At 65.7% G+C, this 14432-nt stretch carries 12 protein-coding genes; 5 read left to right on the top strand and 7 right to left on the bottom strand.

All coding sequences use genetic code 11. The features are described 5' to 3' along the window. Nucleotides 1-55: 55 nt before the first annotated feature. The 5 genes from P0M04_RS16115 to pyrG all read right to left on the bottom strand — a co-directional run bounded on the left by P0M04_RS16115 (nt 56) and on the right by pyrG (nt 4680). Entirely contained in the window at nt 56-334 is a 279-nt protein-coding gene (locus P0M04_RS16115; RefSeq protein WP_259451560.1) for a helix-turn-helix domain-containing transcriptional regulator, read from the bottom strand. Beyond that, the gene (gene ftsB, locus P0M04_RS16110) at nt 331-675 is read right to left on the bottom strand and encodes a cell division protein FtsB (RefSeq protein WP_036232829.1); all 345 of its coding nucleotides are present in this window, start codon (nt 673-675) and stop codon (nt 331-333) included. The genes P0M04_RS16115 and ftsB overlap by 4 nt, the downstream gene beginning before the upstream one ends. 66 nt (nt 676-741) lie before the next feature. Continuing rightward, a complete protein-coding gene (gene eno, locus P0M04_RS16105) occupies nt 742-2028 on the bottom strand; it encodes a phosphopyruvate hydratase (protein ID WP_105378336.1) in 1287 nt (428 codons plus the stop codon). A gap of 124 nt (nt 2029-2152) precedes the next feature. Beyond that, nucleotides 2153-3004, bottom strand: a complete 852-nt coding sequence (kdsA, locus tag P0M04_RS16100; protein ID WP_105378337.1) for a 3-deoxy-8-phosphooctulonate synthase — start codon at nt 3002-3004, stop codon at nt 2153-2155. Then, nucleotides 3001-4680 carry a CTP synthase gene (gene pyrG / locus P0M04_RS16095; protein ID WP_259451561.1) on the bottom strand — a complete coding sequence of 560 codons (1680 nt, stop codon included), beginning with the start codon at nt 4678-4680 and terminating at the stop codon, nt 3001-3003. The genes kdsA and pyrG overlap by 4 nt, the downstream gene beginning before the upstream one ends. Before the next feature lie 156 nt (nt 4681-4836). Between pyrG and P0M04_RS16090 the strand changes: the two genes are divergently transcribed. The 4 genes from P0M04_RS16090 to P0M04_RS16075 all read left to right on the top strand — a co-directional run bounded on the left by P0M04_RS16090 (nt 4837) and on the right by P0M04_RS16075 (nt 9400). Beyond that, nucleotides 4837-5955 (top strand): YjgN family protein, encoded by a 1119-nt coding sequence (locus tag P0M04_RS16090; RefSeq protein ID WP_259451562.1) that lies wholly within the window; start codon nt 4837-4839, stop codon nt 5953-5955. Nucleotides 5956-5965: 10 nt separating this feature from the next. After that, on the top strand, nt 5966-7009 hold the full coding sequence (locus P0M04_RS16085) for a M48 family metallopeptidase (protein WP_259451563.1): 1044 nt from the start codon (nt 5966-5968) through the stop codon (nt 7007-7009). Nucleotides 7010-7215: 206 nt separating this feature from the next. Further along, entirely contained in the window at nt 7216-8910 is a 1695-nt protein-coding gene (locus tag P0M04_RS16080; RefSeq protein ID WP_259451564.1) for a methyl-accepting chemotaxis protein, read from the top strand. 88 nt (nt 8911-8998) lie between these two features. Further along, entirely contained in the window at nt 8999-9400 is a 402-nt protein-coding gene (locus P0M04_RS16075) for a PRC-barrel domain-containing protein (RefSeq protein ID WP_259451565.1), read from the top strand. Here P0M04_RS16075 and P0M04_RS16070 read toward each other — a convergent pair whose 3' ends face one another. Further along, on the bottom strand, nt 9401-10726 hold the full coding sequence (locus P0M04_RS16070) for an amidohydrolase (RefSeq protein ID WP_259451566.1): 1326 nt from the start codon (nt 10724-10726) through the stop codon (nt 9401-9403). 221 nt (nt 10727-10947) lie between these two features. Between P0M04_RS16070 and P0M04_RS16065 the strand changes: the two genes are divergently transcribed. Further along, nucleotides 10948-12627, top strand: a complete 1680-nt coding sequence (locus P0M04_RS16065; protein WP_259451567.1) for a methyl-accepting chemotaxis protein — start codon at nt 10948-10950, stop codon at nt 12625-12627. Here P0M04_RS16065 and leuA read toward each other — a convergent pair. Next, nucleotides 12624-14282 (bottom strand): 2-isopropylmalate synthase, encoded by a 1659-nt coding sequence (gene leuA / locus P0M04_RS16060; RefSeq protein ID WP_259451568.1) that lies wholly within the window; start codon nt 14280-14282, stop codon nt 12624-12626. The two genes, P0M04_RS16065 and leuA, sit on opposite strands and share 4 nt — an antisense overlap. Nucleotides 14283-14432 lie beyond the last annotated feature (150 nt).

Genomic DNA, 14432 nt, shown 5'->3' with positions numbered 1-14432 from the left:
TGCGCGGCTGCAATCAGTCAGCGGCAGCGAACGCCGGCGGGCGCGAGAAGTTTGATCAGTTGGGCGCGCCGTCGGCCGGACGGTGCAAGTCGATGACCTTCATGATCGCCAGCAGACTGTCGAGGCCCATCTCGCCGCGATTCATGGCGGCGGCGAGCAGGTCGCGCTGCAGGCCGGCCGCGGCGGCCAGGTGCGTGAGGCCCGCGGAGCGCGCGACGAGCTTCAGCGCCTCCGTCATGGTCTCGGGATCGCCGGCATCGAACGCGGCGGCGAGATAGCCTGCGACGGCCTCGAGCGTATCGAGCGCCGGCGGGGAAGCATCCGTGGGGGTCATGGCGTGCCCTTCTTGACCTTCGGCGGCGGTGGCGGCGGCGGTTCCGTCATCATGACGGCCGGCTTCTCGTCCTTGCGCAATACCTGCACGAAGATCTCGTTCGACTTGATCATGCCCAGTTCGTAGCGCGCGCGTTCCTCGACGGCGCCGAGGCCATCCTTCAGGTCGCGCACTTCCGATTCCAGCTTGGCATTGCGGGCTTTCAGCTGTTCGGTCTTGGCACGGGAGGCCGCCACCTGGGATTCCAGGTCGGCCACGGTAAGCCAGCCGCCCTTCCCCAACCACAGGGGATACTGGATCAGCAGCAGCAGGGCTGCCAGGGCAAGGGTGATGAGACGCATGGATGAATACGGCTGGCGGGATAACGACACGGGCCCGGCGAACGAACCCGTGTCCATACTACAGCATTACTTCAGGTTATAGAAAGCATCGCGGCCCGGGTAGCTGGCGATGTCGCCCAGGTCTTCCTCGATGCGCAGCAGCTGGTTGTACTTGGCCATGCGGTCCGAACGCGACAGCGAGCCCGTCTTGATCTGCAGGGCGTTCATGCCGACGGCGATGTCGGCGATGGTCGAGTCTTCGGTCTCGCCCGAACGGTGCGAGATCACGGCCGTGTAGCCAGCGCGCTTGGCCATCTCGATGGCGGCGAAGGTCTCGGTCAGGGTGCCGATCTGGTTGATCTTGATCAGGATCGAGTTGCCGATGCCCTTCTGGATGCCTTCTTTCAGGATCTTGGTGTTGGTGACGAACAGGTCGTCGCCCACCAGTTGCACCTTCTTGCCCAGGGCGGCGGTCAGCGTTGCCCAGCCTTCCCAGTCGCCTTCGGCCATGGCGTCCTCGATCGAGACGATCGGGTACTTGTCGCACCAGGTGGCCAGCATGTTGGTGAAGTCCTGGGCCGACAGCTGCAGGCCGCCTTCGCCTTCCAGCACGTACTTGCCGTCCTTGTAGAACTCGCTGGCGGCGCAGTCCAGGCCGATGGCGATGTCCTGGCCGGCCACGTAGCCTGCCTGCTCGATCGCTTGCATGATCAGCTTGATGGCTTCTTCATGGTTCGCGACGGACGGAGCAAAGCCGCCTTCGTCGCCGACGGCCGTGTTCAGGCCCTTGCTGTGCAGGATCTTCTTCAGGGTGTGGAACACCTCGGCGCCGTAGCGCACGGCTTCCTTGAACGACGGAGCGCCGACCGGGATGATCATGAATTCCTGGATGTCCAGGTTGTTGTCGGCGTGCGCGCCGCCGTTGATGACGTTCATCATCGGCACCGGCATCTGCATCGCGCCCGAACCGCCGAAGTAGCGGTACAGCGGCAGGCCGGCTTCTTCAGCGGCGGCCTTGGCGACGGCCATGGAGACGGCCAGCATCGCGTTCGCGCCCAGGCGGCTCTTGTTCTCGGTGCCGTCCAGGTCGATCAGGGTGCGGTCCAGGAATGCCTGTTCGTTGGCGTCCAGGCCCATGATGGCTTCGCTGATCTCGGTGTTGATGTTCTCGCAGGCCTGCAGCACGCCCTTGCCGAAGTAACGCTTCGGATCGCCGTCGCGCAGCTCGATGGCTTCGCGCGAACCGGTCGATGCGCCCGACGGGACGGCGGCACGGCCCATCACGCCGGATTCCAGCAGCACATCGCACTCGACGGTCGGATTGCCGCGCGAGTCGATGATTTCGCGGCCGATGATATCAACGATAGCACTCATGGTAGTTCAATCTCCAGAAAGTAAAAAAAGCCAAAGCGAGAAACGGGCGCCGAGCCGCATGGCGCGCCGCTGCTTGATCAGTCCGGGCAGCGCTCAACGGGTAATTCTCGCGCCGCCCCACATATCATTGAAAATCGGATTCGATAAAACCCGCCTTCTTGACGATGCGGTCGATATCGACCAGGGTGGTCAGCAAATCCTTCATGCGGGCGAGCGGCACGGCATTGGGGCCGTCCGACAGCGCGCACGCGGGATTCGGGTGTGTTTCCATGAACAGGCCCGACACGCCCGCCGCGACGGCGGCGCGCGCCAGCACGGGCACGTGCTCGCGCTGGCCGCCGGACGACGTCCCCTGCCCGCCTGGCAGCTGCACCGAGTGGGTGGCGTCGAACACGATCGGGCAGTTCGACTCGCGCATGATGGCGAGCGAACGCATGTCGGAAACCAGGTTGTTGTAGCCGAACGAGACGCCGCGCTCGCATGCCATGAACTGGTCGGGCAGGCCCGCTTCCGCAGCTGCGGCGCGTGCCTTGTCGATCACGTTCTTCATGTCGCCCGGGGCCAGGAACTGGCCCTTCTTGATGTTCACGGGCTTGCCGGAACGGGCGCAGGCGTTGATGAAGTCGGTCTGGCGGCACAGGAAGGCCGGCGTCTGCAGCACGTCGACGACGCTCGCGACGACCGGGATCTCTTCTTCCGTATGCACGTCGGTCAGCACGGGCACGCCGATTTCCTTGCGCACGTCGGCCAGGATCTCCAGGCCTTTTTCCATGCCGGGACCGCGGAACGATTTGCCGGACGAACGGTTCGCCTTGTCGAACGACGATTTATAGATGAACGGGATGCCCAGCGCCGAGGTGATTTCCTTCAGCTGGCCGGCGACGTCCATCGCCATCTGGCGCGACTCGATCACGCAGGTGCCGGCGATCAGGAAGATCGGCTGGTCGAGGCCGACGTCGAATCCGCACAGTTTCATGCTGCATCTCCTTGCAGTGCAGGGGTGTTGGCCGCCTGCGGGTTGGCATTCGCGGCCTGGTGGGCCAGCGCGGCCTGGATGAACGACGAGAACAGCGGGTGGCCGTTACGCGGCGTCGACTTGAACTCGGGGTGGAATTGCACGCCCATGTACCACGGGTGCACGCTGCGCGGCAGTTCCATGATCTCGCACAGGTCTTCGTTCGGCGTACGCGCCGCGACGACGAGGCCCGCAGCTTCGACCTTCGGCAGGTAGTAATTGTTCGCCTCGTAGCGGTGGCGATGGCGCTCCGTCACGACGTTGCCGTAGATCTCGGCAGCCAGCGTGCCCGGGTTCACGGCACAGGTCTGCGCGCCCAGGCGCATGGTGCCGCCCAGGTCGGAATTGACGTCGCGCTTCTCGACCTTGCCGTCGTGGTTCTGCCACTCGTTGATCAGGGCGACGACCGGCTGGTCGGTCTCCGGATCGAATTCCGTCGAGTTGGCGTTCGGCAGACCGGCCATGTGGCGCGCGTATTCGATCAGCGCGACCTGCATGCCCAGGCAGATGCCCAGGTACGGGATCTGGTTTTCGCGGGCATAGCGGGCGGCCATGATCTTGCCTTCCACGCCGCGCTTGCCGAAGCCGCCCGGCACGAGGATGGCGTCGTACTTGGCCAGGTTGGCGCAGCCCGTCGACTCGATCTCTTCCGAGTCGATGTATTCGATGTTGACGCGGCTTTCCGTGTGGATGCCGGCGTGGCGCAGCGCTTCCGTCAGCGATTTATAGGACTCGATCAGGTCGACGTACTTGCCGACCATGCCGATCGTGACTTCGTGCTTCGGGTTCTCCAGCGTGTGGATCAGCTTCGTCCACATCGACAGGTCGGCCTTGGGCGCCTCGAGGCCGAGGGCGTCCAGGATGATGTCGTCCAGGCCCTGGTCGCACAGCACCTGCGGCACTTTATAGATCGTGTCGACGTCCCACACGGAGATGACGGCCTGCTCTTCGACGTTGGCGAACAGCGAGATCTTGGCGCGCTCGTCGTCCGGGATGCGGCGGTCGGCGCGGCACAGCAGCGCGTTCGGCGAAATGCCGATCTCGCGCAGCTTCTGCACCGAGTGCTGGGTGGGCTTGGTCTTCAGTTCGCCGGCGGACGAGATGTACGGCACCAGGGTCAGGTGCACGAACGCTGCGCCCTTGCGGCCCTGGCGCAGCGACAGCTGGCGCGCGGCTTCGAGGAACGGCAGCGACTCGATGTCGCCGACCGTGCCGCCGATCTCGACGAGCGCGACGTCCACGCCTTCGGCGCCGCGGCGGATGTAGTCCTGGATCTCGTTGGTGATGTGCGGGATCACCTGCACGGTCTTGCCGAGGTACTCGCCGCGGCGTTCCTTGCGGATCACCGATTCATAGATCTGGCCGGTCGTGAAGTTGTTCACCTTCTTCATCCGCGTGCTGATGAAGCGCTCGTAGTGGCCCAGGTCCAGGTCGGTCTCGGCGCCGTCGTCGGTGACGAACACTTCGCCGTGCTGGGTGGGGCTCATCGTGCCCGGGTCCACGTTGATATACGGGTCGAGCTTGAGCATGGTGACTTTGAGACCGCGCGATTCGAGGATCGCGGCGAGGGAGGCGGCCGCGATCCCTTTACCCAGGGAAGACACGACGCCGCCAGTGACGAATACGAATTTGGTCATTGTGCAGAAGGTGCCGAACGGCACGCGCGGGAAATAGAAATTATACCTTAAACCTGCAAATACTTCCTCATTCCATCTTGGCAACATATCCCATTGCCAACGATGAGGAACTATGGATACACTGGTGATCTTTCTTCCATGTCAAGAAAATCGGCCATGCACTTACCTGACGACGGTCCTTTCGATGAGCAGACTTCGCATGGCCTGTCGTTCTCCGGCAGCGGCGCCGAATACTTCCGCATCTGGATCGTCAACCTGCTGCTGACGGTGGCCACGCTGGGCATCTACTCGGCCTGGGCCAAGACACGCCGGCTGCAGTATTTTTACCGGAACACCCAGCTCGCCGGCGCGAGCTTCGACTTCCGCGGCGACCCGAAGGCGATCCTGCGCGGACGCATCCTCGCCGTGACCCTGCTGGCCACCTATCACTACGCGTTCGGCTTTTCGCTGAAGGTGGGCGTCGTCACCGTCGCGCTGCTGCTGGCCGGCCTGCCCTTCATGATGCGGTCGGCGCTGCGCTTCCGCCTGTCGAACACGGTCTACCGCGGCCTGCCGTTCGGCTTCGCGGGCGGTATCAAGGAAGCCTATATCGTGTACGTCGTGCCGGTGGCGATCTTCGTGCTGCCCGGCGCCCTCGTCGCCCTGATGCCGGGAAGTCCCCTCGTCGGCATCATCTTCCTGCTGTACCTGTGCTGGCCGCTGATGCATGGTGCAATGAAGGCCTACCAGCACAAACACCTGATGGCGGGCGACCAGAACGCCACGTTCACGCTCGACACGGCGAGCCTGGCCAAGCCCTACGTGCGCGCGTTCCTGATCGGCCTCGGCCTGATGGTGGTCGTCGGCCTGGCCTTCGGTCTCTCGGTGTTCCTGGCGCGCGGGCAGAAGTCGACGGCGGCGTTCGCGGCCTTCCTCCCGGCCATCCTCGCCGTCGTGGCCATGTATCTGTACGTGCTGCTGATGGGTCCGTACATCCTCGTACGCATGAACAACCTGGCCTGGTCGGCGACGTCCTTCCCCGGCGTGCGCATCACGTGCGCGATGCGGGTATGGCCCTATCTGCGCCTGCAGACGGTCAATGTGCTGCTGACCTTGCTGACCTTCGGCCTGTTCCGCCCGTTCGCCGCCGTGCGCACGTGGAAATATCGCGTGGCCCACATCACCATCGACGCGCCGGACGGCTTCGAGCAGGCCGTGCTGGCGGCGCGGCGTCCACCCGCGGCGGCGGCCGGCGACGGCATCGCCGACTTCCTCGGCGTCGACCTGTCGTGGTAAGGAGCCGAACATGATCACCGCACACTTTTTCGATGGCCACGACGCCCGCCTGCAACCGGTGGGGCTGGACGTGCGCAACGACCACCTGCACGTCGATGCGCCGGGATTCGCGCGCAGCTATCCGTTGACGGATGTCGCGCTGGCCGAACCGTTCGAACAGGCGCCGCTGGTGCTGCGCCTCGGCGACGCCACCTGCGAGGTGCCGTATGGGCCCGGACGCCAGGCGCTGCTGGCCGCGCTCGGCTACCGCAAGAGCGCCGTCGAGCGCTGGCAGGCGCGCTGGCCCGCCGCCCTGGCCGCCCTCGTCCTGCTGCTGGCGCTGCTCGGCGCCGGCTTCGTGTGGGGTGTGCCGGCCGCCGCAGGATTCATCGCCGCGCGCCTGCCGGCCTCGGTCGACATCAAGCTCGGCCGCGCCGCGCTGGCAGGACTGGAAGCGCAGGGCATGCTGGCGCCGTCGCGCCTCTCGGACGACCGCATCGCCGACGTCGAGGCGCTGCTGCCGCGTGCCCTCCCCGCCCATCCGCGCGTGCCCGTGCGCCTGCTCGTGCGCTCGTCCGATGCGCTGGGCGCCAATGCGCTTGCGCTGCCGGACGGCACGATCATCGTCACCGACAAGATGGTGCGCCTCGCGCTGGACAAGCGCAACGAACTCGACGACATTGGCCAGGCCGAGCTGCTGGGCGTGATCGGCCACGAAGTGGGCCACATCGAACGGCGCCACGCCACGCGCGCGATGACGGGATCGTCGCTGACGGCCGCCCTGTCGGCCACGCTGTTCGGCGACTTCAGCGCGGTCGCCGCCGGTCTGCCCGCCGTGCTGACGCAGATGCAGTATTCGCGCGCGATGGAGCTGGAAGCCGACGATTACGCGATCGACGTCCTGCGCCGCAACGGCCGAGAGCCGGACGACCTCGCGGATATCCTGGAAGCGCTGGAACGCCAGCACCCGGGCGAAGGCGACGTCCCTCGCTGGCTCAGGCGTTCGATGGCCTATTTGTCCACGCACCCGGACACCGCCGAGCGCATCGAGCGCCTCTACAAGGCGGGGCCTTGACGCGCGTTATCAACCTCACCACGCCTCTTAACCTGCATGCATGAACGTGTCACCTGACGGCAACATTATGGTGCTCATATGCACACTTTTCGGGCGCAGAGTTCCATAAGGCAACAAAAATTTTCTTCCCATACGTAGAATCGTGCCAGGAACCGTTTGTTACCGCGTTCCATATAACAATCACGCTTGGAGTAAGGAAGAATCATATGGGCTTTCTCGCCAACATGAACATCGCGAAACGTCTCGCCGTGGGCTTCGCCCTCGTGCTGGGCCTGACCCTCGTCATCGCGGCCGCCGCCGTCTGGCGCCTGAATACGATCGCGGATTCCACGCGCGCGATGATGGCCGTGCCGCTGGCCAAGGAGCGCATGATGGAGGAATGGCACATGCAGACGTTCGCCGCCGTGCGCCGCACCGCCGCCATCGTCAAGAGCTCGGACCCCAGCCTCGTCGAATTCTTCAAGGCCGACGGCGTCAAGACCGCCGCCCGCTCGACCGAACTGCTCAAGCAGATCGAAGCGCTGCTCGACGGCGACGAGGAACGCGCGCTGTTCACCCGCATCACGGAACTGCGCAAGGCCTATACGTCGGCCAAGGAACGCGCCATCAAGGCCAAGGCCGGCGGCGACACCGAAGCGGCTGAACGCATCCTGACCCAGGAATACATGCCGACGTCGGAAGCCTACGAAGGCAAGCAGGCTGAACTCGTCAAGATGCAGCAGGCACACATCGACGCCATCGCGAAGGACATCGACAACGCCAGCCGCAACAGCGCGCGTGCGATCATGATCGTGGCCGGCCTGGCCGTGCTGTTCGGCGCCGTCTGCGCCTGGGTGCTGGCGAACGCCATCGTCCGTCCGATCCGCCAGGCCGTGGACGTGGCCGAAAAAGTGGCCGGCGGCGACCTCACCCAGCACATCGACGCGAGCGGCACCTGCGAAACGGGCGCCCTGCTGCGCGCGCTGCGCCACATGAACGACGGCCTCGTCGCCATCGTCGCCCAGGTGCGCAGCGGCACCGATACCATCGCCACCGCGTCGGCGGAAATCTCGGCCGGCAACATGGACCTGTCCTCGCGCACCGAACAGCAGGCCGGCTCGCTCGGCACGACGGCCAGCACCGTCGAAGAACTGACGGGCACCGTGCGCCAGAACGCCGACAACGCGCGCCAGGCGAGCCAGCTGTCCATCGCCGCATCGGAAATCGCCACGCAAGGCGGCGCCGTCGTCGACCAGGTCGTGCAGACCATGGGCGCGATCAACGATTCGTCCAAGAAGATCGTGGACATCATCAGCGTCATCGACGGCATCGCGTTCCAGACCAACATCCTCGCGCTGAACGCGGCCGTCGAAGCGGCGCGCGCCGGCGAACAGGGCCGCGGCTTCGCCGTCGTGGCGGGCGAGGTGCGCACGCTGGCCCAGCGCTCGGCCGCCGCGGCGAAAGAGATCAAGGCCCTGATCGTCGATTCCGTCAGCAAGGTCGAGGACGGCACGAAGCTGGTCGACCAGGCCGGCATGACGATGAGCGAAGTGGTCGACAGCATCCGCAAGGTGAGCGACATCGTGGCCGAGATCGCCAGCGCCAGCGGCGAGCAGAGCACCGGCATCGAACAGGTCAACAAGGCCATCGCCGACATGGATTCGTCCACGCAGCACAATGCCGCCCTCGTCGAGGAATCGGCGGCGGCCGCCACCGCGCTGCGCGACCAGGCCGACAAGCTGGCCGAAGTGGTCGCGCTGTTCCACATCGATGGGAACGCCATGACGGCACCGAAGGCGGCGCCTGCACCAGTCAGCACGCAAGTGCGCGCCGTCGTGCCCGTGAAGACCAGCGTCAGGAAGCCGGCACAGAAAGCCAAGGCGGCCGCAGCGGCCCCGACGGAGGAGTGGGAAACGTTCTGATCGCGTCCGGGCGTGCGCGCCCGAGCCGGCGCGCCGGACTCGGGTTATTCTTCTGCTTCCGGACTGAAATGAGGCGAGGAGACGGAAAATGTCCTACGAGGAACGCGACGACTACGGCATGTACAAGAACAAGCACGGCAAGGGACCGGGCCCGGAACTGATGGGCGCGAACACCCTGATCGGCGACCACGTCCACAACCTGCAGAACGAGCACCTGGGCGTCATCAAGGAATTCATGGTGGACATGCGCACGGGTGCCATCGTCTACGCCGTGATGTCGTCCAGCCGCTTCCTCGGGCTGGGCGAAAAACTCTTCGCCGTGCCCTGGCAGGCGCTGACCCTGGACCCGCAGCACAAGCGCTTCACGATGGACGTCCCCAAGGAACGCATCGCCGGCGCGCCCGGCTTCGATACCGACCACTGGCCGGACATGGCCGATACGCGCTGGATGGGCGAGGTGCACGCGTATTACGGCACCTCGCCGGCCTGATTACTTCTTCGGCATCAGGTCGAGCAAAATCGCCGTCTCGGCCTTGATGGTGTTGACGACCGTCGGCTTGAAGTCCGGCGCCCATTGCGGCGAGTGCGTACCCGGCAGCGGTTGGCCGGCCTTCTTCGCGGCATCCAGGCGGGCCGCATCGACGGCACCCACGTGCAGCAGGATCGCCTTCACGCCCGGCTGCTGGCCATACTGCGAAAAGTCCTCCGACGTCATCTTCGGCGGCATCTCCTTCACGAACTCGGGGCCCACCGCGCCCTGCGCGGCCTTCACCATGCGGGCCAGCGTGTCCGGATCGTTGTACACCGAATCCGTACCCGGCTTCACTTCCACCAGCGGTTCCTTCGGCGCGCCCGCTGCGATGGCTTCGCCCTTCGCTTCGCGCGCGATGCTGGCCAGCACGCGCTTGCGCACTTCCGGCTTGAACGTGCGGACGGACAGTTGCAGGGTCACCTGGTCGGGGATGATGTTCGCCTGCGTGCCGCCGTGGATGCTGCCCACGGTGATCACGACCGGGTCGATCGGGTTGTTCTCGCGCGAGACGAGCGTCTGCAGCGCCAGCACGATGCGCGACGCCATCACGATCGGGTCGCGCGCCTCGTGCGGCACGGCGCCGTGGCCGCCCTGGCCGAACACGGTGATGCTGACGACGTCGGACGACGCGCGGAACGGCCCCGCGTGGTACATGATCGTACCGGACGGCATGGACGCGTCGTCATGGAACGACAGCGCGTAATCCGGCTTCGGGAAGCGCGTGAACAGGCCATCCTTCAGCATCGCGCTGGCGCCGTTCACCGGTTCCTCGGACGGCTGGCCGACCAGCATCAAGGTGCCGCTCCAGGCCTTGCGGTTCTCGGCCATCAGCTTCGCCGTGCCGTACCACGCCGACATGTGCAGGTCGTGGCCGCAGGCGTGCATCACGGAGATGGTGTCGCCGGCGGCGTTCTTCGTCGTGACCTTGCTGGCGAACGGCAGGCTCGTTTTTTCCTGGACCGGCAGCGCGTCCAGTTCGGTGCGCAGCATCACGGTCGGGCCGGGGCCGTTGCGCAGGATCGCGACGACACCGGTGCCGCCGACGCCGGTCGTGACGTCGAAGCCCAGCGCCTTGGCGCGCTCGGCCAGCTTGGCCGCGGTCTGGTGCTCGTTGAACCCGAGCTCGGGGTTGCGGTGCAGGTCCTGGTACAGCGTTTCGATGGCCGGGTAGCTGGCGTTCAGCTGTTCGACGAACGGCGCGGGCAGCGCCGCGGCGCCGGCGACATGGGTGCCGATGACGCCCGCCAGGAACAGGGTAGTGCGGAGAATGCGGGAAGATTTCATGGGTATCCGTGGACAAAAAAAACGGGTGGACGATCCCGCCACCCTTTTTTACGCTAACAGATGCGTCCAAATGCGACAATGGATCGTTTTACAATTCCCGTAGGAGACTTGTGGAAACTACGTAGTGGAGTGTTGCGTAAAAGTTTCTTTACAGAATTTATTTATTCCAAGTGGAAAATATGATGCGTACAATACGCGCCTTCGTTTCACAAGGAATAACGATGGGACTCATTGCAAACATGAAGATCGGCCGACGCCTCGGCCTGGGCTTCGCCCTCATCCTCGCGATGACGGTGGCCATCGCCGCGGTCGGCGCGTGGCGCCTCACAGAAGTCGCCGACTCGACCAAGGCCATGATGGCCGTGCCGCTCACGAAGGAACGCCTAATCACGGACTGGTACAGCCTGAACTACGCATCGATCCGCCGCACCGCCGCCATCGTCAAGAGCACCGACCCGTCGCTCGGCCCCTACTTCAAGGAAGACTCGGCCGCCTCGGTGAAGCGCGCCGCCGAGCTGCTCAAGCAGATCGAACCGCTGATCGCGGCCAGCGGTCCGGAACATGACCTGTTCGCGCAGATCCTCGAACAGCGCAAGGCGTATAGCGCCTCGCGCGACGGCGCCGTCAAGGCCAAGGCCGACGGCAACGCGGACGAAGCGGCGCGCATCCTCGACCAGCAGTTCACCCCGGCCGCCCAGAAATACCAGGGCCTGCTGCAGAACCTGGTCGCGATGCAGCGCGCCAGCATGGACGCCACCGCCGCCGCGATCGACGCCAACGCGACCCTCAGCACCCGGCTGATCGTCATCTTCAGCAGCTGCGCGCTGGCGCTGGGCGCCATCGTGTCGTGGCTGCTCACGCGCGGCATCGTGCTGCCGATCCGCGCCGCCGTGGCGGTGGCCGAGACGGTGGCCGCCGGCGACCTGACACATACGATCGAAGCCCATACGCAGGACGAGACGGGCGCCCTGCTGCGCGCCCTGCGCCACATGAACGACAGCCTGGTGGGCATCGTCAGCCAGGTGCGTGGCGGGACCGACACCATCGCGACGGCCTCGCGCGAGATCAGCGCCGGCAACCTGGACCTCTCGGCCCGCACGGAGCAGCAGGCCGGCGCACTGGAAGAGACGGCCGCGTCGATGGAAGAACTGACGACGACCGTGCGCCAGAACGCGGACAACGCACGCCAGGCCAACCAGCTTGCCATCGCGGCGTCGGCAATCGCCACGCAGGGCGGCGCCGTGGTCGGCGAAGTCGTCACGACGATGGGCGCGATCAATGCGTCGGCCAGCCGCATCGCCGACATCATCGGCGTCATCGACGGCATCGCCTTCCAGACCAACATCCTCGCGCTGAACGCGGCCGTGGAAGCGGCGCGCGCCGGCGAACAGGGCCGCGGCTTCGCGGTCGTGGCCTCGGAAGTGCGCAGCCTCGCGCAGCGCTCGGCCGCCGCGGCCAAGGAGATCAAGGACCTGATCGCCGCGTCGACGGCCAACGTGGACGCGGGCACGAAGCTCGTCGACCAGGCCGGCACGACGATGGGGCAAGTCGTCGACAGCATCCGCCGCGTGACCGACATCATGGGCGAGATCACGAGCGCCACCCAGGAACAGACGGGCGGCATCGAGCAGGTCAACCAGGCCATCGGGCAGATGGACCAGGTGACCCAGCAGAATGCGGCGCTCGTCGAGGAAGCGGCGGCTGCCGCGGCGTCGATGCAGGAGCAGGCCGCGACGCTGGCCGAGGTGGTCGGCGTGTTCAAGGTCGAGCGCGGGTTCAGCCTCGCGACCAAACCTGCTGCACGCCCCGCCCTGCCCCGTGTCACGGCACCGGTCCCCGCGCCAAAGCGTGCCGTCAAGCGCGCGGAGCCGGTCGCCGCCGGGGACTGGGAAGAGTTTTAAGCCGCTTGCATGGCCGCGAAGTGACGGTCGATCCCGCTGAGGATCGCCCGGAACGACGCGGTCATGATGCTGCCGTCCACCCCCGCGCCGAACAGCGAACCGCCGCTGCCGACGCGCAGCTCGACGTAGCACGCCGCCTGCGCATCGGCACCGCGGCCGAGCGCGTGCTCCTGGTAATCCATCACCTTGACGTCGAGACCCAATGCATTCACAAACGCGTCGATCGGGCCGTTGCCGATGCCGTGGCGGGTCGTGCGCACGCCGTCGATCTCGATGTCCACCTCCAGCCGCGTGCCCTGTCCTCCTTCATTCGACATGGCGTGACCGCGATAGACATGGCGGCCCGGCTCCAGGTACTCCCTGCGGAAGATCGCGTGGATGTCGGCGGCGCCGACTTCGCGTCCGCTGCTGTCGGTCGCGTGCTGCACGGCGCGGCTGAATTCGATCTGCAGCCGGCGCGGCAACACATAACCGTATTCCTGCTCGAGCAGGTACGCGATACCACCCTTCCCCGACTGGCTGTTCACGCGGATCACGGCATCGTAGTTGCGTCCCAGGTCCGCGGGATCGATGGGCAGGTATGGCACTTCCCAGATCGCGTCCGCCTGCTGCTGCGCGAAGCCTTTCCTGATCGCATCCTGGTGCGAGCCGGAGAACGCCGTGAACACGAGGTCGCCCGCATACGGATGGCGCGGGTGGACGGGCAGCTGGTTGCAGTCCTCCACGCACTGGCGCACCGCATCGATGTCGGAAAAATCGAGTCCCGGGTGAATGCCCTGCGTGTACAGGTTCAGCGCCAGGGTGACGATGTCCACGTTGCCGGTGCGTTCGCCGTTCCCGAACAGGCAGCCCTCGACGCGGTCGGCGCCCGCCATCACCGCCAGTTCCGCCGACGCGACGGCCGTGCCGCGGTCGTTATGCGGATGCACCGACAGGACGATGGCATCGCGGCGCTCCAGATGGCGGTGCATCCATTCGATCTGGTCGGCATATACGTTCGGCGTGCTGCACTCGACCGTCGACGGCAGGTTGACGATCATCCTGCGCTCCGGCGTCGGCTGCCAGACCGCCGAGACGGCATCGCACACCTCCTTCGCGAAATCCAGCTCCGTCATGCTGAACGTCTCCGGCGAGTACTCGAACACCCATTCGGTGCCGGGCCGCACGTCGGTCAATTCCTTGATCAGGCGGGTGCCGTTCAACGCGATCTGCTTGACGTCCGCGCGGGTCGCGCCGAACACGATGCGGCGGAAGGCCGGCGCGATCGGATTGTAGAGGTGGACGATGGCGCGCCGCGCGCCTTCCAGCGAATCCACGGTGCGGCGGATCAGGTCCTCGCGCGACTGGGTCAGCACTTCGATCGTCACGTCGTCCGGAATGCGGTCTTCCTCGATCAGCTTGCGCACGAAATCGAAATCGGTCTGCGACGCGGACGGGAATGCCACTTCGATTTCCTTGAAGCCGATCCGTACGAGCTGCTCGAACATGCGCAGCTTGCGCTCCACGCTCATCGGCTCGATCAGGGCCTGGTTTCCGTCGCGCAGGTCGGTGCTCATCCAGATGGGCGGGTGTTCGATAGTGCGGTCCGGCCAGGCACGGGACGTGGTGGGGACGGTCGGGAAACGGCGATATTTTGCTGCGGGGTTCGACAACATGGACGACTCCTTTTCAGGGCTGTGGGAAAACGCGGACGTGACGGGTCCCGCCGCATGGCGCGAGCATGCGGTGTGAAGAACCCGAACGAAATCAGAGGTGGCGGAAAGGCTGCCCGGCTGCCACGGTGCACGTGGCCAGGCAACCGGACG

The sequence above is a fragment of the Telluria mixta genome (assembly GCF_029223865.1).
Lineage (GTDB): Bacteria > Pseudomonadota > Gammaproteobacteria > Burkholderiales > Burkholderiaceae_D > Telluria > Telluria mixta.
The sequence above is the reverse complement of the archived record's forward strand: the minus strand, read 5'-3'. Positions and strand labels throughout refer to the sequence as shown.

Bases quoted from the DNA above. Each gene is read 5' to 3' on its own strand.
- P0M04_RS16085 (WP_259451563.1), top strand. From the start codon at position 5,966: ATGATCACCGCACACTTTTTCGATGGCCACGACGCCCGCCTGCAACCG.
- P0M04_RS16090 (WP_259451562.1), top strand. From the start codon at position 4,837: ATGCACTTACCTGACGACGGTCCTTTCGATGAGCAGACTTCGCATGGC.
- P0M04_RS16075 (WP_259451565.1), top strand. From the start codon at position 8,999: ATGTCCTACGAGGAACGCGACGACTACGGCATGTACAAGAACAAGCAC.
- pyrG (WP_259451561.1), bottom strand. From the start codon at position 4,680: ATGACCAAATTCGTATTCGTCACTGGCGGCGTCGTGTCTTCCCTGGGT.
- ftsB (WP_036232829.1), bottom strand. From the start codon at position 675: ATGCGTCTCATCACCCTTGCCCTGGCAGCCCTGCTGCTGCTGATCCAG.
- eno (WP_105378336.1), bottom strand. From the start codon at position 2,028: ATGAGTGCTATCGTTGATATCATCGGCCGCGAAATCATCGACTCGCGC.
- P0M04_RS16115 (WP_259451560.1), bottom strand. From the start codon at position 334: ATGACCCCCACGGATGCTTCCCCGCCGGCGCTCGATACGCTCGAGGCC.
- P0M04_RS16080 (WP_259451564.1), top strand. From the start codon at position 7,216: ATGGGCTTTCTCGCCAACATGAACATCGCGAAACGTCTCGCCGTGGGC.
- P0M04_RS16065 (WP_259451567.1), top strand. From the start codon at position 10,948: ATGGGACTCATTGCAAACATGAAGATCGGCCGACGCCTCGGCCTGGGC.
- kdsA (WP_105378337.1), bottom strand. From the start codon at position 3,004: ATGAAACTGTGCGGATTCGACGTCGGCCTCGACCAGCCGATCTTCCTG.
- P0M04_RS16070 (WP_259451566.1), bottom strand. From the start codon at position 10,726: ATGAAATCTTCCCGCATTCTCCGCACTACCCTGTTCCTGGCGGGCGTC.
- leuA (WP_259451568.1), bottom strand. From the start codon at position 14,282: ATGTTGTCGAACCCCGCAGCAAAATATCGCCGTTTCCCGACCGTCCCC.